Here is a 21,175-nt window from a genome sequence, read left to right on the forward strand (position 1 = left end):
TGATTCCCCGCTTCATTTCTTTTTTCAACAAAGAACCGATGAAAAGGAGTGTTTCTATTGCTTGGTTATTCAGTCTATTTAAATCAACCGATTGATGAGCAGTTGGAGCGAATGAATCGCTATCGGGATCACGGATTCAGAAGAATCTTCACTTCTTTACATATCCCAGAAGAAAATTCAGCGACTTATCGGGAACGATTGAACGAATTGGGATTATGGGCAAAGAAAAATAAGATGCACGTTACCGCGGATGTCGCTGCGGATTCCTTGGACGCACTGTGCTTAAGCTTAAATAATGTAAGTCAATTAAAGGACATGGGGATTAATGCACTTCGGCTCGATGACGGATTTGATGAAAAATCTGCCGTTGCTCTATCAAATCAAATAGCTATTGTACTTAATGCAAGCACGCTCACCCCTCAATCATTAGCGGTCATGCTGCGTGAAGGGATGGTTGCAAGTCAAGTGACCGCGTGTCACAACTTCTATCCGAGACCAGAAACCGGACTCTCGCGGCAAGCCTTTCGACGCGCTAATGCGTGGTTTAAGGAAGCCGGATTATCGGTTGCAGCTTTTTTCCCTGGAGATCAAAATTGTCGCGGACCTTTATATAAAGGGTTACCTACTCTCGAAGACCATCGTCATTATTCTCCATTTGCTGCTTTTGTCGATTTGCTCCATGAATCTGTCGATGATTTAATCCTTGGTGACCCAGACATGTCGGATCAGGTACTTGAACAGTTTATTGCTTGGGATAAAGGCGTCATACTTCTCCATGCCCACCCTGAAACTCAAGATAAAAAGCTACTTAAAACACTCAGTACGGTACAAACGAATCGACCAGACGAAGCTAGAGACTGCGTGCGCTCCTATGAATCACGAATGCTGCATCTCGTGGATACGCCAATTTTGCCAGACCATCATTATCGGCCACGTCCCACGGGTTCGATTACTATAGACAATGAATGTTATGGTCGCTACCAAGGCGAGATCCAAATCAGTAAACGCGATCTTGCAGCAGATGAAAAAGTGAATCGAGTAGGGAGAATCACTTCCAAGGATTTGCCACTTCTGCAGTATATAAGCGGCAGTACCAAATTCCAAATTGTCTGGGAAAGTAAGCGTACAAATATATGAACCTATAGTCCGCTAAAAGAGCAGCAAACCGGCATCCCCGATTTGCTGCTTTTGCTTCTCTATTTAATTAACGGCACGTCAACGAGCAATTTCCGATTGACTTTTTTCTGTTTTAGGTTGAAGCGTTTTGGGATGACTTATATTTACTTCCGTGAAATGCATTTGACCGTCTTTATTCAAAGTGCTTGGCACATCTAGGGATGCAAAAAAACAGCTCCTCCCAATATCTGGGAAGGAGCTGTTTGGCAGTCCTTTCTCGATTCCATTAACTGTCCAATCGCTTTCGTTTCATTTCTTTGCCTTCACTGCTGAACAAGGTTGGATGATCTTCGATTACAGTTTCCAAGTGTACCGGCCTCCCCCACAATTGAAACAAGTAGTTCAGGACACCTTCAAGATCGCGGAGATCCAGTTCGATCCCTTCGTATCGATGCTTCAGAAGCAATTCACCGTTATGATGATAATCGCCGTTTTCGACAACAATGTACGGAAATCCGCCATTGATGCGCATCGAGACGAGTTGATCGCGAACGTTCTTCCAATCCTTATCGGTAATGGTGTATTGATCGCCTTTCTTTTCGAACATGAATAGATCTTCACGCTGAACAAGTTGCTTGGTTAAGTAATTGCGGATAAAGGATTGATCCGATTCCAGCTCACGGACTTCAAAGATTTTCTCACGGCCGGTGCCTTCCTTGACGCCGACGCTAAGCATTTCTTGGCTGGGGTGATTGTAGCGTTCTTCGATATCCTCGAAAATCTTTAACCCAAGGTAGTATGGATTCAGACTTTGCTGTGACGGCTGAACAACCTGGGCATTCAGCTTGGCGAATTCAACCGCTTCATCAGAAGTCAGATCCAGTTCACGCAGGATTCGCTGATGCCAGTAGGAGGCCCAGCCTTCATTCATGATCTTCGTTTCCAGCTGCGGCCAGAAGTAAAGCATTTCTTCACGCAGCATTGTGAGAATGTCGCGCTGCCAATCTTCAAGTGCCCTACTGTACTCTTCAATAAAGAACAATAAATCCTTCTCCGGGCGATTCGGAAATCTGGTTTCCTCTTCATTTTGCCCATCAGCTTCATCTGTTTTATCCATGTCAATCAGGTCTTGATATTGCGAAATCGGCTTCTTCTTCTTTTTTACCGGTTTGCCCGGTTTACTGTCCAGCCAATCACCTTTGCGAATGATGCGCGGATCGACATGTTCTTGTATGGCAAGCACCGCATCCAGAAACTTTTCGACTTTTTTGCTCCCATACTGTTCTTCATAATTATGAATCCGCTCAGCGGTTGCACTCATGCTTTCAACCATGTCTCGGCGCGTGTTGGAAAAGCGGACATTGTTTTTGAAAAAGTCGCAATGGGCGAGCACATGGGCAGCGATCATTTTATTTTGGATAAGACTATTCGTATTTAATAAGAATGCATAGCACGGATCTGAGTTAATGACCAATTCGTAGATCTTACTAAGACCGAGATCATACTGAAGCTTCATTTTGTAAAACTGCTTTCCAAAACTCCAATGGGAAAAGCGCGTCGGCATTCCGTAGGCACCGAATGTATAAATGATTTCCGCAGGACAGATTTCGTAACGCATCGGGTAAAAGTCAAGGCCAAATCCTTCTGCAATCTCTGTTATTTCCTCAATTGATCGTTCGAGCTCCTTATGGTCCGTATCATTCATCGACGCAGCACCCTTTCCGATTCATGATCAGCAATCACTTTGACTTATTCTTCATCCTATGAGTCGAACCGGACAAAATATACCGGGCAAATCTCCAGAATTCTAAGTCTTTTATCTTTCATCCGATCTTTTGATACGAACAGGCTATTGCTCTTCGCAGATGCGCGCCATCCTGCTTTAATCATGAGTCGTTGATCGATGCCTTTTTATTGCATCATCGCTGCGGATGCTCGCCTCAACAGGGGCTCGCGGTACCCAAGACCTCACCGTTTTACTTTAACTTTTCTGGTGTGCCGTTGGTCTGTGTTTTCATGGTTTTGCATCGTCGCTGCGGCTGCTCGCCTCAACAGGTTCATTCTGCTTTTTGGTTGAGTCCTTTTCCGCTGGCGTTACTTTGGAGCGGTGTTCAATCGTTTGATTCAGCAAAGTACGGATCTGATCCGGATTCAGCTGATGGCCACGGCTATGGCTCCGGTAAATCATTTGCTCATACTGTTCGATTAACGGATAAAGCGCGCTGCCGTCATTTTGTTCATCAAAGCGACGTGCAAACTCGCGCAACGTTTCTGAATCCGAACGTTTCCACCCATCAAGCGCAAGCACGCGAAGCAGCCGCTGGTATACGTACACGAAGTCTTGCTCACGCGCAATTGATTTTTTATGCAGCTGGTGAACATAGACTGCGCGAAGCCATTTTTTGCGGGTCAGAAACGCAGCAATCGCAGCAGCGAGAAGGATGCCTGCGGCTGTCCAACCAATTGACTTCCAATGAACAGCTGACGTTTCTGCACCAGCGTTGTTCGTTTGGGCTTTCTTCTGGGGATCCGTATTGTTTGGATTTGCCGTTTTCTGCTGTTGGTCCTTTTGCTGCTTTTGCTCCTGTTGGTTGTTACTTGGTTGATTTTGATCAGATTCAGAGCTGTTGTCCGATTGCTGTGTATCTGAATGTTCAGAAGCCTTCGTCGAATTCTCAGAGGCAAACTCGCTCGGGTTGCTGAAGGAAGGCGTTGCTTCAAAGTTCACCCAGCCGCTGCCCTGAAAATAAACTTCTCCCCAGGAATGTGCGTCTGCGTTGGTAATCCGATATTCGTTTAAGTCGATTGTTTTTCCCTTGACTTTTTCCTGAACGTTTCCGACATATTCGCCCGAAGTAAACCCTTTAACCCAGCGTGCTGGAATCCCCGCTGAACGCAAAAGCACCACGAATGATGTTGAGAAATTGTCGCAATAGCCGACTTTTGACGCAAACAGAAATTGATCAACATAGTCTTGATCGTTTGACGGAACCGGAACGCGATCGGTCGAATAGGTAAATCGTGACGATCGCAGATAGTTTACAACTGCATTCACTTGATCATAGCGGTTCGCCTTTCCGTCGGTCAGCCGTTTTGCGAGCGTTTGTACACGCTTGGGCAATTTCTGAGGCAATTGCAAATAAGTGTCACGTATGATTTGCGGATCATTTGCTGAAGCAGGTGCGCGCAGTGCCGATGTGTGATAACTTGGAGCCTCGTAGCGAATGGTCGCCTGATCCGCCTTCCGTTCATCAACAGTCAGTAATTGTCCATTGAGCTGATCGAGCTTCACTTGTTTTCCTGGAACCGTAATCTGCTGCGGCTCGCCCGCATAAGGCAAAATCGCCGGACTGCTGCCGGAAAAATGCAGGACCGCCGTCTGCTCATTTTTCTTGGTCTTCGCCCCATAGAGCGTGAGCATTTCGGACAATGAGCGCGAACCGGATACGGGCATGAAATAGCGGTCGCCGTTACTCCAGCCATGCCCGGTGTAATGATCCTTGTACGCGACGCGCCAATATTGCGGTGATCCGCTGATTGCAGCGGTAAACAGTGGGGTTTGATCCATCGCAAGGGAGCCGCCTAAACGCGAATCATCATCATCGTAACCAATCCTTTGGTTTCCTGAGAAAAACGAATCATTAGTAAAGAAACTCAACCCGAGTCCGTTTAAATAGTTTGCCGGACCTTTCCACAAACTGTCCGGCTTTGGCAGCATCAGTGCAAACAAAAGGAAGGCAGCAATGACCATCCCTGTTACAGCAAACCAGCTCCTTGTCATTCTCAGCGAATGGGTCTTGTCACCTTTTTGAACAAAATTTTGCCATTGATGAAAACTCAACAGAGCAAGTGCAACCGCTGCCTGAACAACGATGGTTTGCCGCCCATCGAAATACGTCAGCGTGTCGATCGCCAGACTGCTCAACATGGCAAGCGCAACAAAGAGTATAATCCGTCCCTTCTCCAGCCAATGATTCACCGTGAATAGTACAAATCCAAAGACAAGGTAAAACATGAACGCACTAAATACGTCCGGGATCTCGGCAGCCTCGCCTTGCCAAAGCAACTGGAAACTGTCGCTTGTTTGTCCTAAAAACAGCAGAAACCACTCGGGCTGCAGTAAAGGATAGGCTTTGAAGAAATAAAAATGTACGGCATGCAGAATTAAACCCGCACAAATCGTCACGCAAAGCCATTTCGGCAGCTTCAAATAAAACATCACCAGCATCCCCCCGATAAACAGGAGCAAGAGCAGCTTGGCATTTAAGATTGTTAGAACGAGAAGCGGTTGAAAGCAGAACCATAAGAGCAGCCCGGACAGGCCGTAGATGATGGTTCTTGCGACCAATGCGTTACGGCTGTCGCCCATAGTCGTCACCTGTCTTTCCCTTTGGTATTGCCTGCTTTTTCGTGACATAGAGCATTGAAAACCACGAAGACGGTTGCTGCGGATGTACCTGGGGCGTTTGCTTCCCAACGATGTAGAACAATTTTTGCGGACGTCTGTAGGTGTCTGCAAAACGGCTCATCACGGCAGCCAGACCTTCATCGGTACTTACGGCATAACCGATATTTTTTGCACATGTCGTTATCTGAACCTCGTCTAATTCAAGCACCTGTTCTTTAGTCAATTCAGCTAATGCTTGATAAGCAGTCACAAGCGTACGCTCTGAATGATCATGAAGAAGAAGCGGCTGAGTCCCGGAACGATAGCTCAGGGACACGGTAAATCCGCAGTTTAGCAACGTTTTGAGCAGAGAAGCGGTATAGGAAATGGCAAGCTCGAATCGTTCATTCTCTTCTGTTTTTGTTGCAACAAGAATCACTGAGGCGAGGCGCTCCTGTTCCGGCTCGAAAAGCTTTGTAACGAGTGTGCGCGTTCGCGCGGCAGATTTCCAGTCCAGCCATGAAGGTCGGTCATTCGGACGGTAGTCTCGAACGCCGGCAAAATTGGCCCGATCCGCTTCCTCAGAAGACGCATAGGCGCCATGACGGGTCAGATTTAAATCGTCGACCGAGAGCTGAACGGGCTTTGGATAAACAAAGACAGTAGTCGCATCGGATAGAAAAACCGTTCGTTTAAAAAATCCAAACGGATCGCCAACTGTAAGTTCCAGTTGATTCAAGGAAAACGTTCCTCTCGGCATATTGGGTAAGCGGATCGTGGTCGTTAGTTCTGAAGTAAGCCAGATGAGCATTTGCGTTTTCATTGTTGCATGCGCAAGCCTCTGATCATCGGGCCGCTCAATCAACGTCAGCAGAAAGAAGGGGACTGCCCATCTCCGCTTTAAACGTACCGTAAGATTAAGCGTGTCGCCAGCAAAGATCCTTTGATTCACCTTTGTACGTTCAACTGTCATTGTGCGAAAGGGGTACACGAAAAGAAGCAGCAGATACATGTCTACAGGAATAAAGACATAAAAGAGGAACCAAGCCAGAAAACCGCCTTGAGCAAGTGCGAATAGAAACAAAACGACCGTAACAGTAAGCGCAGGAAGCGTGCGCATAAAACTGCGTAATAAACGCCTCAGCAAACGTTTCACTGTCATTGCAGCGGTTCCTTTAGCGATACGGGAATTTTAATGCTCGCAAGGATCTCCTGAATGAGCATGTACGCATCCTTTTGCTCATAAGCTGCCTCCGGCTTAAGCAAAAGGCGATGAGCAAGAACATAAGGAGCAACCGCCTTCACATCATCCGGGATTGCATAGTCCCGCTCCGCTACAAATGCGTAAGCCTGGACCGCGCGAAGTAAACTAATCGTGCCGCGTGGACTGATCCCCAAGGCAATCGACGGATGAGTTCGGGTCGCTTCAACCAGATCCATTAAATAATTTTTGATCGCATCAGAAACAAAAACCGCTGCGCTTAAATGACGGAGATAGAGCAGATGATCTATGGAAAGCATCGGCTTCAATTTGCTAAGCGGGTTTTGTTCCGGATCCCGATCAAGCAACGACAGCTCATGTTTTCGATCTGGATAGCCCATCGACAATTTCATCAGAAAACGATCAAGCTGTGCTTCAGGAAGTGCATAGGTTCCCTCGTACTCAATCGGATTCTGCGTGGCCATGACAAAGAACAATTCGGGAAGCGTCCGAGTGACCCCGTCAACAGTCACATGACCTTCAGCCATTCCTTCAAGCAATGCAGACTGTGTCTTCGGCGAGGTACGGTTGATTTCATCGGCAAGAATAATATTGCCCATAATTGGGCCCGGTCTAAATTCAAATCGGGATTCCTTTTGATTATAGATGGACAGTCCGGTGATATCGGAAGGAAGAAGATCCGGTGTAAACTGAATGCGTTTGAAATCCGCGCCAATTAATTTGGCGATCGTTTGCACCATGATCGTTTTGCCAACCCCGGGAATATCTTCAATAAGCACATGCCCGCCGGCAAGCAGGGCTACTGTGATGAGTTTCACAACTTTTCGTTTGCCAACAACAACGTGTTCAACATGATCTAATAATTCAGAAATCGTCTGATGCGCTTCAACGCTTGGATTCATAAGTGACCTCGCTTCTCACAGATTTCTTTTTTCGATGATCTTTTATAATTTCATCTTTTATTGTACAAAAAAAGAGCCGTCCTTTCCAAAGATCGGCCTAAAAGCTTCTTTTTCCGCCGGATTCGCCGGCTTTTGCTAAAAATAATGGTTCATCGGGGATCAAAGCTGACGTTTGAGCTGATCGGCCGAGCCGACTAATGTTTCGACACCGCCGCTCAGCTGGTCGATGATCGCAGCAAGTTCCCGAATGGTTTGATCGGTTTGCTGCGACAAACTGCTGTTTTGTTCGGCGGTTTTAATGATTCCGTCGAATTTTTCCCCGGTATGTGCCGACTCTTGCATCCCTTTCTGAATAATTGCCGTGGTCTGATCCAGTGAAACGGCAACTTCATGCGAGACGTTCGTTGAATTTCCGATCAGTTCAGCGATTTGAGCCATGGCTTTGCTCGTCTGATCGGCAAGCTTCTGAATCTCCTTGGCAACAACAGCAAACCCTTTGCCGAATTCGCCGGCGCGCGCGGCTTCAATCGCCGAATTAATCGCTAAGATATGGGTTTGCTCTGAAATCTCTTTAACTAATTGAATGACCTGACCAATTTTACTTGATGATTGCTCAAGCTGGCTGACCATGCCGGCCATCTCATGTACGGAATGAAAAGCCGCCTCGACCTGCACAAGCAGTCGATCCAACTGGCCTTGTCCTGCAGCTGCATGCGCCTTTACATGCTGTGACAGTTCGTTTCGCTTGACCGCAGTCTCACGGACACGTTCAAACTGATGCATTTGATTGCTCATCAATCGCCTGTTCTCTTCCGACAGATGGACCAGTTGATGGCTGACGTCTCGAATTGCTGCGCGCAAATCTTCGCGTCCGATTGCATACTCTTTTTTTAAAGATCTTTCGTATTCTGCGTCGTACGCTTCCAGGACAACCTGCTGCTCAAAACTGATCATTTTATTGATTGCCTGAATCGTGCGTTCCGCATCCGTTCTGTCCGCGATCTGAGTCAATACAAGGGTCACTAAGCTCGAGGTTAAGTTCTGGAATGCCCCCATATAAACCGGAGGCTTCAGCCCAATCCTGTAATGGATCATTCCCACTCGATTTCTACGTTCAAGAAACGCTTCATCCAGTACGCCTGAAAAAAGCTCAAGAACATGCCGTGCAAGCGTCTTGCTCAACTTTTCAACCGTACTGTTCTGTTCAATGATCTTCTTCAGTGAATCAATTCTATAAAATTCAGCATAAAACTCATGCGCGATCCGTGCCATTTCTTCCTCAACGAATGGACGCATCATTTTTAAGATTTGCAGGTCTTCCTCATTTAAGCCTAGCATCTCTATTTTTTCCAATACATCCGGGTTTTGAATGTTCAGATTGACCTTTTCCGATTTTGCGCGAACCAGCAATGATTGCTGCTTCTTGACTTTCCGCTTCAACACGTGCATCGTCCAACCCCTTCTGCAGCCCTTTGTCATCGGGTGACGGCGTGCGGCTTATCAAAAACAAATGCTCAAATAAGACGGTCGTCTCTCGATCTCCTAAGTTTATCCGTTCTCTGCTCTGATTTGCAACCATTCACCCTTTTGCTTATGCCAGATACTTTTCGGTAAAATCACTTTCCGCGAGTGGTTGACTGTAATAATAACCTTGAATCGCGCGACAGCGGCATGCCTCAATGGCTCTGAGCTGCTCTTCCGTCTCAATTCCTTCAACGATCACGTCTACCCAAAGCTGCTTCGCCATCGTCACAATAGCCGCGACAATTGCTTGATCTCGGCGATTCCGAACAATATCGATCACAAAGGAACGATCGATTTTCAACTGGTTAATCGGCAAATTTTTTAAATAGCTGAGCGAACTGTACCCTGTTCCAAAATCATCGAGACTGACACCGACGCCAAGCGCACGAATCTCATTCAAAATACGAACGGAGCGCTCAAGATCTTCAGCCATCATCGATTCAGTGATTTCCAAGTTAAGTCTGCTCGGAGCAAGCCCGCTCGTTTTCAGTGCATACGCGACTTGTTTGACAACCGTCTCGTCACGAAACTGATTAAACGACAGATTAACTGAGATCGGAACGTTCAGCGCACCGGTCTCCTGCCATTTTTTCATTTGTCTGCATGCCTCATTCAGAACCCACCAGCCGATTTCCCTAATGATGCCCGTTTCCTCGGCCACCGCAATAAAGCCGCTGGGTGGCAATATGCCGTGAATCGGGTGCTTCCATCGCAGCAGCGCCTCTACACCGACGAGTGTGCTGCTTCCGGCATCGACTTGCGGCTGATAATACAACACAAATTGTTGCTTGGACAATGCCTTTTGCAGCTCATTCTCAATACATATCTTTTTCATCAATTGCTGATGAAGCATCGTATTATAGAAAAAATAGCTTACTCTTGTGTCCTTCTTTGCTTCGCGCAATGCGGCATCGGCACATCCAAGAAGTTGCACACTACTTGCGCCATCTTGAGGAAAGCGTGAGATACCGATACTGTATGTCGCATAGATCTCTTTGCCATCAACGAGGAACGGCAGCTCAGAAGTATGGGTCACCCGTTCGGCAGCATCAATAAGTTCGCTCCTGATCAAACGATTCTTGAACAGAATCATGAATTCATCACTGCTGATCCGGTAGAGTTCTGCCGCAAACGGTTCAAGTGCTGCATTGATACGCCTGGAGAGCATGATCAGCAATTTATTTCCAATCGCCCGCCCATACATTTCATTAATCATCTTCAGCCGATCGACATTGATCTTAAACACGGAAAAGGAATGGTCTTTGCGCTGATCGATCATCGCTTCAATGACTTCTTCAGCAACCAGCTGGTTCGGCAAGCCTGTAAGCGGATCATGAAACGCCTTAAATCGGATCGCCTCTTCCTTTTTTTGATCATTGTTATCTTTTAATTGCTGATAGTTTTCCATAATCAGCTGCAAGTTCAAGTTAACGATTTTTTCCAACGCTTTAGAAATGATGAGCGCCTGTTCGCGACGACTCACTTGTCGATTGATCGCCTCAACGATGCAATTAATGAAACCATGCGACAAAGCAATCTGGTTGGACAAATCCAGCTGATAGCGGAAGCACAAAAGCGCCTGTTCACGACAGGAATGGATAAAGCGTTGATCAAGAACTCCGCTTAATAACATTTGCGTAATTTCAATGTTTTTGTCGCGAATCGTTGCGCTTAATGATCTTGGTAAGAGCGTACTCTGAAATTTAAAAAGATCAAAAACAAACTCGGTTGTCGCCTCAGCAATATCACCACTTAAGCGAATCAGAAATGGCCGAACCCAGCGCAAGAGTTGCAGATCAAACAGGTGAATATTCAGCAGTTGAATGCGCCGGCGAATGCGATGATCGCTGATCGACAGCTCTGCAGGCTGTTCTTTTACTTTTTTCAACCAGTTTGCTTTGTTCCATTGGTCACTCATTATTTGGCGTGCTCCCTCGTCAGTTCATAATCTAGAGTTGCATGTTCATTGTTTATATCGTCAGATACGAATGAAACGTGAAGACAAATGGGTTTCATGCTTATTCGTATCATTAAGTGTTACAAGCAGCTGACTGATGCTGCTTTTCTTTTACGTATTCATCGCTTTCTTTTATGTATAGCATTGTAAGCTTTTCTTCCTGAATGTGCATGATGCTACAAGACTATTTATTGCGAAAAACGAATCATTTTGTGAAATTTATGCATTGACGGTCTATGGAATCCATGATAGTATTCAAGTTAACTTAATAAACTCTTATTAAGAGCGGCGGAGGGACTGGCCCTATGAAGCCCGGCAACCTTTCAGATTTATGAAAAGGTGCTAATTCCAGCAAGATTTTCCAATGCGGAGTCTTGAAAAATAAGAGGGTGCGGATTGTCACAAAAGCCTCTCTAACTAGAGAGGCTTTTTATTTGCCCCACTTAACCAAGCGGATAAACAGGAGGATGAAAGAATGGGTAAAGTATTGAGCGCGAATCTCGGCTATCCAAGAATTGGGAAAAAAAGAGAATGGAAGCGAGCTCTCGAAGCTTTTTGGGCAGGCAAATCGTCAAAAGAAACTTTTTTAGAAACCATTAAGGCGTTACGACTCAGCTACTTAAAAAAACAAAAGGATCTCGGTGTTGATCTGATTCCAATCGGCGATTTCAGTCTTTATGACCATGTTCTCGACACAGCGGTTCTCTTCGGCTTGATTCCTGATCGTTTTCAAACGGATGAAAGCGAAGTATCTTTAGAAACCTATTTCTCCATCGCACGAGGAAATAAGGATGCCGAAGCTTCGGAAATGACCAAATGGTTTGACACAAACTATCACTATATCGTTCCTGAGATCAGCAATGACACGAAACCGCATCTGACGAAAAATCGTCTTCTTGATCTCTTCAATGAAGCCAAAGCCGAACTTGGCATTGTTGGGAAACCGGTGATTGTCGGACCGATCACTTTATTAAAATTGGCAAAAGGCTATGATTCCGATCACTTCGACACATTGCTTGACGCGCTGCTTCCTCTCTATGTTCACGTACTTGCTGAACTGCAGGAGGCCGGAGCAGAGTGGGTACAAATTGACGAACCGATTCTTGTTAAAGCACAAAGTGAGGAAGATCTTGCCGCATTCAGCAAAGCTTACGCCTACATCAAGAAAAATGTTCCTGATCTGAAGTTGCTGCTGCAAACGTATTTCGAGGCGGTGGATCACTATCAAGAGGTGACTGCTCTCCCGGTTGACGGATTCGGACTTGATTTTGTTGCCGGTAAAGAGGCAAATCTTGCAGCCATTAAGGCGTACGGATTTCCAAAAGATAAAGTACTTGCAGCAGGAGTCGTCGACGGACGTAACATTTGGAAAACCGATCTTTCCGCAACTTTTACGGAATTACAAACCTTGCTTTCTGCGGTAAAAGAGCATAAGAATCTATGGGTAACGCCATCTTCAAGCCTTCTTCATGTTCCGGTAACGGTTGCCAATGAAACGGAGCTCGATCCTGTTTTGAAGAATGCTCTCGCATTTGCTGATGAAAAACTAGGCGAAAGTGTCATTCTTGCCCGGGGATTGAATGAAAGCGAAGCAGCAATTTACGGGGCTGTTGAGCAGAACCGGGCTGATCTAAACGCCCTGCAGCAGTCGGTTCACCGCAATAACGCGGCGGTTCAAAAAGAACTGGATCAATTGAGCGAGGAACTTCCAACGCGCCCTGCTTCCTTCGAACTGCGCCAACACGTGCAGGCGGATGCGTTCCAACTGCCGCCGCTTCCGACCACAACAATCGGCAGCTTCCCGCAAACAAAGGAAGTTCGCCAAGCACGCCGCAATTGGCGCAAGGGCGAATGGTCGGACAGCCAATACGATCAATTTATTAAGGAAGAAACGAAAAAGTGGATTGACATCCAAGAGGAAATTGGTCTGGATGTACTGGTACACGGCGAATTCGAACGCAACGATATGGTTGAGTATTTCGGTGAAAAACTCGACGGCTTTGCCTTCACGCGCTTCGGCTGGGTCCAATCGTACGGCTCCCGTTGCGTGAAGCCGCCGCTGATCTTCGGTGATGTTTCATGGAAAGAACCGATGACCGTAAAGGAAAGCGCCTATGCACAATCCTTAACCAATAAACCGGTTAAAGGGATGCTCACCGGTCCGGTCACCATTTACAACTGGTCGTTCGTTCGAAACGACATTAGCCAAGCCAGCGTCTTTAACCAGATTGCGCTTGCACTAAAAAAAGAAGTCCAGGCACTTGAAGAAGCCGATATCCGTATGATTCAGGTCGACGAACCGGCGCTTCGCGAAGGGCTTCCACTTAAGGAAGAGAAGAAAGCAGGCTACCTGCACGATGCTGTTTATTCGTTTAGGCTTGCGACCACCTTCGTTAAAAACGACACACAGATTCATACGCATATGTGTTATTCCGAATTCGATGAAATCATCGATACCATCGACGCTTTGGATACGGACGTGATCTCAATTGAAGCGGCACGCAGCCATGGCGAAATCATTGCAACCTTCGAGGACTTCCATTACAAGAAGGGGATTGGCCTCGGTGTCTATGATATTCACAGTCCACGGATTCCTAGTGTCGCTGAAATGAAATCATATGCCGAACGCGCATTGAACGTTCTTGATCCAAAAGTTGTTTGGATCAACCCGGACTGCGGATTAAAAACACGCCGTACGGAAGAAACCGTTCCTGCACTTAAAAATATGGTTGAAGCGGCGCAGCAAGTGCGCGCAGAACTCAGCAATACCGTTTCTCGATAAATCAAAGCGTACAAACAAGCCGCGACACGAAGTCGCGGCTTGTTCGGTTTCATCACACGTTTATCCCCTTATCGCGTCTAATATCAACGCTTCGATTGTCTTCGCCGCGGGCGTCTTGTTTCGTTGACGGAGACCGCTGCTTATCTTAGTAGGATGAGTAGCAGCAAATTCATATCGATGCTTCACTTACAAAAAAAGAGCCTTCGCAAGGCTCTTTTTTTCTGTACCACTCACATGTTATGGGACGAATCGCGCAGTACAACATCCGGATGCTTTTGCTGAAACCAGCGCAGTGAGAAATCATTTTCGAAAATGATCACCGGACGGTCTTTATAATCGGTTACAACCAGATTGTTGGAATTGCGGCGAAGTGCTTCTGCGTCCTCACGACTTGCAATCCATTTTGCTACCTGATGCGGCATCCGTTCAATGTCTAGCGCAACACCGTACTCGGCTTGCATGCGGTAGACAAAGACATCGAACTGCAACGTTCCGACAACGCCGAGAATGGTCTCTTCATAAGGCGTTTTATAGACCTGAATCGCACCTTCTTGTGCCAGCTGACTGACCCCTTTGAGAAAGTGCTTTTGCTTCATTGCGTTTTTGGCGCGCACTTTGGCAAAATGCTCCGGAGCAAACTGCGGCAATGCACCATAGTTAAACGTATCTTTCGCTTGGCATACCGTGTCGCCAATCTGATAGAAGCCTGTATCATAGAGCCCAACAATATCTCCTGGAAATGCATCATCGATCATTTCACGGCTGTCGGCAAAGAATTGCTGCGGCTGTGCGAGTTTCAACGGTTTACCGGTTCGATCGAGATACACGCTCATGCCTTTTTCAAATTTACCGGAACAGATCCGCAGAAAGGCAATTCGATCGCGGTGCGCCGGGTTCATGTTTGCTTGAATCTTGAAAATAAACCCTGAAAAGCTCGGGTCATCCGGTTGAACGATGCCTTCACTCGAGTGCCGTGGCTGCGGCTGCGGGGCAAGTTTCAAATAGTGTTCCAAAAATGTTGGCACACCGAAACTTGAGACTGCACTTCCGAAAAAGACCGGTGTCTGCTTGCCGGCTTTCACCGCTTCAAGATCAAAGCTGTTTCCCGCTTCATCCAGAAGCATCAGGTTTTCTTCCAGCTGACTTAAGGTATAATCGTCAACCTGATCCTTTAAGATATCCGTCAGTTCTTCAACCTCGCCCAAATTCTGAACCTGGCGCTCTCTTTTTTCGTTGTACCATTCGATTTTATGCTCCTGCCGGTCGTAAACACCACGGAAGGACTGACCCATCCCGATTGGATAGTTGATCGGATAGGATTCAATACCGAGCACATTTTCAATTTCCTCAAAAAGTTCCAATGGATCCTTGCCTTGACGATCCAGTTTATTGATAAATGTAAAAATTGGAATCCCGCGGTCACGACATACCTTAAATAGTTTTATTGTCTGCGGTTCAACGCCTTTAGCGGCATCAATAATCATGACAACGCTGTCGACCGCCACTAACGTTCGGTACGTATCTTCACTGAAGTCCTGGTGCCCCGGGGTATCCAAAATGTTAATCTTATACCCATCATACTCAAACTGCATCACACTGGACGTTACGGAGATCCCTCTCTTTTTCTCCAGTTCCATCCAGTCTGAAGTCGCAAATTTTTCAGCCTTTCGTGATTTGACCGCGCCAGCCGTTCGAATAGCGCCGCCAAGCACCAGCAGCTTTTCAGTCAGCGTCGTTTTACCGGCATCCGGGTGAGAAATGATGGCGAATGTACGGCGCCTTTTTAATTCCTGCTGTAACTGATTCATGGTTTCCTCCTACTAAGATCAGATCCGACGCAGTCTGTCCCAAGACCGCATTCAAGAAAAAGGCACTCGCCCTGTCGAATTCAGTCGACAATTCCGTGCGAATGCTTTTTCAATCATTCTTACTTAATTATATACCTAATTTATGTGAATCATAAATGCCTGTGACTTATTGGCTGACTAATCCGTGAACACGATCCATAACCGCTCTTTTCAAAGCGTTGAATTTCTTATCACGATCCGCTGCATCGGCGCCTTTAACGCCAAAGTAGAACTTAATCTTCGGTTCCGTGCCGGATGGACGCAGGCAGAACCATGACCCGTCTTTTAGTTTATATTTCAGTACGTTCGACTTCGGAAGCGTAATCGCCGAAGTGCTGCCTGAATCCGTTTCAACTGCCTCAGACGTTTGATAGTCTTCGATGACAGCAACCGCAACACCAGCGACTTCATGCGGCGGCTGCGTGCGGAAATTATTCATAATCGCAGCAATTTCTTCTTTACCGGTGATCCCTTTCAATGTCAGCGATTCCAGACCTTCTTCAAAGTAACCGTACGTCTTGAAGACATCCTGAAGCGCGTCATAGAAAGACTTGCCTTGCGATTTAAAGTAAGCGGCCGCTTCGCAAGCAAATAGCGCGGCTTGAACAGCATCTTTGTCTCGGACAAAGGAGCCGATCAAATAGCCGTAGCTCTCTTCGTACCCGAACAGGAAGCTGTATTTGCCGCTTAATTCATAGTCATGAATCTTCTCACCAATGAACTTAAATCCGGTCAAGGTGTCGATGGTAGGAATGCCAAAAGCTGCGGCAATCGTTCGACCAATTTCAGAGGTGACAATTGTTTTCACAACGACGCCGTTATCGGGCAGCAATCCTTTTTCTTTCTTTTGCGTGAGCAAGTAATCGAGCAGCACGGCGCCCGTTTGATTCCCCGTCAGAACGACATAGTCGCCTTGATCATTCTTTACGGCAACGCCGAGACGGTCAGAGTCGGGATCCGTTCCAATCAAGAGATCCGCATTAAGCTTTTTGCCGTATTCCATCGCAATTTTAAACGCCGCATGTTCTTCCGGATTTGGTGATTTTACCGTTGAAAATTCCGGATCCGGCTCTTCCTGTTCTTTGACAACCGTCACATTTGTGAAGCCCCATCTTTTCAAGCCGTTAATAATCGGGTAGCGGCTCGTCCCGTGCAGCGGTGTATAGACGATTTTCAAATCAGACCCAACACGCCTAATCAGTTCAGGATTCAACGAAAGCGTCTGTACCTTTTCTTGATAAGCTTCATCCACTTGATCGCCAACAACTTCTAAGTCGCCGCTTGCCTTCAGCTGATCCACATCGCCGACTTTTACGGCAAGTTCGTCTTCAACCGATGCTACGAAGCGGATCACTTCATCTGCTTCTTTTGGCGGAAGCTGGCCGCCGAATTCATTGTAGACCTTATATCCGTTATACTGCGGTGGATTGTGGCTCGCCGTGATGACAATCCCGGAAAAAGCATGTAAATCGCGCACGGCAAAAGAAAGAACCGGTGTTGGCCGCAGTGAATCAAAAATATAGGTCTTAATCCCGTGAGCGCCTAATGTCTTCGCTGCTTCCAATGTGAATTCAGCAGAGAAATGTCGCGGGTCATGCGCAATGACGACCCCTCGTTTCTTCGCTTCCTCACCGGCATTTTCGATGTATCTTGCTAAGCCTTCTGAAGCTTTGCGAATCGTGTACAGATTCAGGCGGTTGGTGCCAGGACCAATTTCACCGCGCATCCCACCGGTACCGAATTCCAAATTAGTATAAAAGCAGTCTTCAAGTTTTTCAGGATCATCGGCCATCGCGTCCAGCTGTTTTTTCAGCGCAGGATCAAGCTGCGGGTCTGCAATCCATTTTTTATATACGGTCTCCCAACTCATGTGCTCACCCCATCAGATAGTTAAAAACCTTGATTCCAGTACATTTAAAATGTCTTTTTCTATTATATACCAAATGAACGCTGCCAGCACTAAGGGAGCGAACCTTTGTCGTTTAAATTTGCCGTTTGTTAGGCGCCAGAGCATCTCCGCTTTGATTCTTGTCCAAGACACTGGTCTATTGGTTTGAAGACGGGGCAAAATCTTTTACTTTCTTATTCTGTAAAAAAAAGGTTGTCCCCTTATGATTCATTCAGGGACAGCTTTTCTTCGAACCCTTTATCGCTTGCTTCTCAGTTCAGGGGAAAAATACTTCACAAGCTTCTCCAAAGAAATACCTTTAAGCGAATTAAAACAGCCGTCCACATGACCGAACGGCATCTGATTGGTGACGGCATTCGGTACAACGATGCAGTACATACCCGCTTTTTTTGCAGCCAGCGAGCCGTTGAACGAATCCTCAATCGCAATCGCTTCTTTCGGACCGACCCCAAGCGCATCCAGCGATTTCGTGTACAAGGCAGGATCCGGCTTTACCTTGAGCACATCGTCCCAGGATTTAATGCTTTCAAAATAATCAATTAATCCAAAGCGCTTCAAGTGTTTGCGCGGCCATTCACCCTTGGAACTGGTCGCAAGCCCGATTTTCAAACCGAGTTCTTTTGCCTGAACTAAGATCGATTTCACACCGGGCAGCACTTCTTCTTCATCAACAAGTTTATTGAAAAGTGCATCGCGCTCACTCTTGAACGCTGCCCTGTCTATTTTCACCTGTGCGTGTTCTTCAAGATAATCAAGGGAATTGAAGCCGTTTTGTGTTCCAATGGCCTGGCTCCAAATACTGAGCGGCAAATCGACATGATAGCGGTGGAACATCTTCTGCATGACCAGATACATAATGCGTTCGCTATCCAAAATAACGCCATCAAAATCAAAGACAATTGCTTTAATCATCAAATACAACCCTTCTGAGTGATCTCAGTCTTCATTTTACCATGTGTCGCATTTATTTCTAGCCTTGCTTCCTGACAACTTTGTGGAAAGTCACCAGCCAGCAGCTGAATCCTTGGAACAGATCCGTTCATTATAACCTCTCAAGCAACCCAAAATTCACTCTTTTCGTAAAATCAGTCAAAGTTCATCATTGAAAGCATACATTAAATTAATCAACCATCGCTGTAGTCCCGATTGTCCGATTTTATCGTACACATTAAAGGAGGGATTTTACATGAGCAATTTCTTAATATCAGAAGAGGATTGGGATCTTCATCACAAAGGCGAAGAGGATCAGCGCCGCCACAAGGAAAAAGTCAAGGATGCGATCAAAAACAACCTCCCTGATCTGATCAGCAGCGAAAATATCATTCTTTCCGATGGTAAAAAAATGACACGGATTCCAATCCGATCTCTGGATGAATACAAATTGCGCTATAACTTTGATAAAACAAAACATGTCGGTCAAGGTAATGGCAAAAGCAAGGTGGGCGATGTCATTGCGAAAGCGCCCGGAAAGCAGCAGGCGCAAGGGGGCGGCAAAGGGAAAGGAGCCGGCGACCGCCCAGGCATCGATTACTATGAAGCCAACATTTCAATTATGGAAATTGAAAAGCTCTTTTTCAAGGAATTGGAACTCCCTCATCTTAAAAGAAAACAGGAGCCGGATATTACCGTCCAGAGCATTGATTACCGAGATATTCGCCGTAAAGGACTTATGGGAAATATTGATAAACGGCGAACGATTCTGTCGGCGATCAAACGAAATGCACGTTCCGGAAAAACCTCGATTCATCCGATTATTGAGGATGATTTACGCTTTAAAACTTGGGAAACGATCGTAAAACCAGAAAGCCGCGCGGTCGTCCTCGCACTCATGGATACAAGCGGTTCCATGGGCATTTGGGAAAAATACATTGCTCGCAGTTTCTTCTTTTGGATGACTCGTTTCCTGCGTACCAAGTATGAAAAAGTATCGATTCAATTTGTTGCCCACCATACTGAGGCAAGTGTCGTCAGCCAGGAAGACTTCTTCACAAAAGGCGAAAGCGGCGGGACGATTTGCTCATCTGCATATCTCAAAGCTTTGGAATTGATTCATGCTTCCTATCCACCGGCCAAATACAATATTTATCCGTTCCACTTCTCCGACGGCGATAATTTATCATCGGATAATCCGAAATGTGTTCGTCTGGTCAAAGAAATTATGGACATCACGGATTTCTTCGGTTATGGCGAAATCAATCCCTACCATCGGTCAAGCACATTAATGAGCGCTTATCGAAGTATCAAGAATGATGCCTTTCATTCGTTTATCTTAAAACAAAAAAGCGATGTCTATCACGCCATGAAGTATTTCTTTCAAAAGGAACAGGAAGATACGGTCGCGCGATAAAGAAGACTGGGCATTTTTAATTAGCGGAAGTTCCTTTTGCTCTGAATGCGGCTTTCATTCATCACCAATATGCTTGAACGACACTTCAGCTGCTCGCATCAACAGAGCACCTCCGCTTTGATGCTCAGCCATGGACCTGTTTTATTGGTTTGAATACACGGCAAATTCTATACGTTCTTTACCTGTAAAAAAAACAACCGGTAGTAGAAGATACACGACGCACCGGTTGTTTTTTTTATTTTTCCCTTATTTATTCACGATGGATGATCCCGAAGCGATTAATCGGCCAATAGCGCAGGTCAACTTTTCCAACGACCTTTTTTTCGCTGATAAAACCGATCTCCGGAACGCGGCTGTCGGTACTGTTCTGACGGTTGTCGCCCATCACCCAGAGCTTGCCTTCAGGGACACGGGACTTGCCGGTCAGCTCTTTCAGCGAGAAGTCCCAAGTCAACTGACCAACCAGCATGCTGCGTTTCTCTTCATCGAGGAAAGGCTCTGCGACTGCTTTTCCATTCACATATAACTGATCATTCTTATACTGAATGGTATCTCCCGGAAGACCAATGACACGTTTGACGTAGTCATCCGTTTTCGTTGCATGGAAAATCACCACATCAAATCGTTTCGGGTGCGTGAACTCGTAGTTAAGTTTATTGACAATGAGGCGATCTCCGTTATACAAAGTCGGGTTCATTGACGGACCGTCAACAATATAATTGCCCAAGATAAAGGTCCGAACTAAAATCACAATGAGCACAGACAATGTGAGTGCCCGTATCCAGGCAAAGGCTTCACTTCTCTTTTTTTCTGACTCATGAAACACCGACTCCCTGAAAAACATCATTCGCTCGTAAAAATGAATGGTAACATCCAAATTAAGGAAGCTCTAAATATAATACACGATTCGTATACGGATCACAAGAGATGGTGGTGCCGTCCGTTATTTAAGCAAAATCGGTTTTCTTGCTGGATGGGATAAGAAAAACCGGGCTACGTTTGGTTCTTACTTCCGCAGGATGCGGTTTTGAACCATCTTGTGCCTGATGAGCATTCCAGCCGCTTTGATGTGCTGGTTCAGCATCTCGCAACGAAATGAGGGGTCCTTGGGTATTTTTGAGATAGTAAAAAAATGATCCCCATCCCTCCCACTTCTTTTTCATTAAGCATTCTGGTCCTTAA

Annotated in this window: 14 protein-coding genes and 1 riboswitch; of the genes, 3 read left to right on the plus strand and 11 right to left on the minus strand. The window is 46.2% G+C overall.

Annotated elements, in window-relative coordinates; genetic code table 11:
* The first annotated feature begins 57 nt into the window (after positions 1 to 57).
* Complete coding sequence (locus SIN01_RS00850; protein WP_010026032.1) at positions 58 to 1,137, plus strand: DUF871 domain-containing protein; 1,080 nt, start codon at positions 58 to 60, stop codon at positions 1,135 to 1,137.
* Positions 1,138 to 1,402: 265 nt separating this feature from the next.
* Here SIN01_RS00850 and SIN01_RS00855 read toward each other — a convergent pair whose 3' ends face one another.
* From SIN01_RS00855 to SIN01_RS00880, 6 genes are all read right to left on the minus strand, one after another.
* Positions 1,403 to 2,821 carry a SpoVR family protein gene (locus SIN01_RS00855; RefSeq protein WP_010026033.1) on the minus strand — a complete coding sequence of 473 codons (1,419 nt, stop codon included), beginning with the start codon at positions 2,819 to 2,821 and terminating at the stop codon, positions 1,403 to 1,405.
* A 309-nt stretch (positions 2,822 to 3,130) separates the two neighbouring features.
* The gene (locus tag SIN01_RS00860; RefSeq protein WP_052766838.1) at positions 3,131 to 5,485 is read right to left on the minus strand and encodes a transglutaminase TgpA family protein; all 2,355 of its coding nucleotides are present in this window, start codon (positions 5,483 to 5,485) and stop codon (positions 3,131 to 3,133) included.
* Entirely contained in the window at positions 5,469 to 6,665 is a 1,197-nt protein-coding gene (locus tag SIN01_RS00865) for a DUF58 domain-containing protein (protein ID WP_047035151.1), read from the minus strand. Before SIN01_RS00865 ends, SIN01_RS00860 begins: the two co-directional genes overlap by 17 nt.
* The gene (locus tag SIN01_RS00870; RefSeq protein ID WP_010024764.1) at positions 6,662 to 7,627 is read right to left on the minus strand and encodes an AAA family ATPase; all 966 of its coding nucleotides are present in this window, start codon (positions 7,625 to 7,627) and stop codon (positions 6,662 to 6,664) included. The genes SIN01_RS00865 and SIN01_RS00870 overlap by 4 nt, the downstream gene beginning before the upstream one ends.
* A 159-nt stretch (positions 7,628 to 7,786) precedes the next feature.
* Positions 7,787 to 9,076 carry a globin-coupled sensor protein gene (locus tag SIN01_RS00875; RefSeq protein ID WP_010024766.1) on the minus strand — a complete coding sequence of 430 codons (1,290 nt, stop codon included), beginning with the start codon at positions 9,074 to 9,076 and terminating at the stop codon, positions 7,787 to 7,789.
* 142 nt (positions 9,077 to 9,218) lie between these two features.
* On the minus strand, positions 9,219 to 11,069 hold the full coding sequence (locus SIN01_RS00880) for a putative bifunctional diguanylate cyclase/phosphodiesterase (protein WP_010024767.1): 1,851 nt from the start codon (positions 11,067 to 11,069) through the stop codon (positions 9,219 to 9,221).
* 312 nt (positions 11,070 to 11,381) lie between these two features.
* Positions 11,382 to 11,496: riboswitch (SAM riboswitch) on the plus strand.
* 87 nt (positions 11,497 to 11,583) lie between these two features.
* On the opposite strand from SIN01_RS00880, the gene metE reads away from it, so the two are divergent.
* Positions 11,584 to 13,890 carry a 5-methyltetrahydropteroyltriglutamate--homocysteine S-methyltransferase gene (gene metE / locus SIN01_RS00885; RefSeq protein ID WP_010025207.1) on the plus strand — a complete coding sequence of 769 codons (2,307 nt, stop codon included), beginning with the start codon at positions 11,584 to 11,586 and terminating at the stop codon, positions 13,888 to 13,890.
* 230 nt (positions 13,891 to 14,120) lie between these two features.
* Here metE and SIN01_RS00890 read toward each other — a convergent pair whose 3' ends face one another.
* From SIN01_RS00890 to SIN01_RS00900, 3 genes are all read right to left on the minus strand, one after another.
* A complete protein-coding gene (locus SIN01_RS00890; protein WP_047035148.1) occupies positions 14,121 to 15,698 on the minus strand; it encodes a peptide chain release factor 3 in 1,578 nt (525 codons plus the stop codon).
* A gap of 166 nt (positions 15,699 to 15,864) precedes the next feature.
* A complete protein-coding gene (locus tag SIN01_RS00895) occupies positions 15,865 to 17,607 on the minus strand; it encodes a phospho-sugar mutase (RefSeq protein ID WP_010025842.1) in 1,743 nt (580 codons plus the stop codon).
* 276 nt (positions 17,608 to 17,883) lie between these two features.
* The gene (locus SIN01_RS00900) at positions 17,884 to 18,558 is read right to left on the minus strand and encodes an HAD family hydrolase (RefSeq protein WP_010024410.1); all 675 of its coding nucleotides are present in this window, start codon (positions 18,556 to 18,558) and stop codon (positions 17,884 to 17,886) included.
* Positions 18,559 to 18,832: 274 nt separating this feature from the next.
* On the opposite strand from SIN01_RS00900, the gene yhbH reads away from it, so the two are divergent.
* Positions 18,833 to 19,993, plus strand: coding sequence for a sporulation protein YhbH (yhbH, locus tag SIN01_RS00905; RefSeq protein WP_010024409.1), 1,161 nt, complete (start codon positions 18,833 to 18,835; stop codon positions 19,991 to 19,993).
* Positions 19,994 to 20,243: 250 nt separating this feature from the next.
* Here yhbH and lepB read toward each other — a convergent pair whose 3' ends face one another.
* Entirely contained in the window at positions 20,244 to 20,819 is a 576-nt protein-coding gene (gene lepB, locus SIN01_RS00910; protein WP_244935246.1) for a signal peptidase I, read from the minus strand.
* A gap of 121 nt (positions 20,820 to 20,940) precedes the next feature.
* Positions 20,941 to 21,156 (minus strand): hypothetical protein, encoded by a 216-nt coding sequence (locus SIN01_RS00915; protein ID WP_047035145.1) that lies wholly within the window; start codon positions 21,154 to 21,156, stop codon positions 20,941 to 20,943.
* Between the last annotated feature and the right edge of the window lie 19 nt (positions 21,157 to 21,175).

It is taken from the genome of Sporolactobacillus inulinus, from assembly GCF_006539285.1.
GTDB lineage: Bacteria > Bacillota > Bacilli > Bacillales > Sporolactobacillaceae > Sporolactobacillus > Sporolactobacillus inulinus.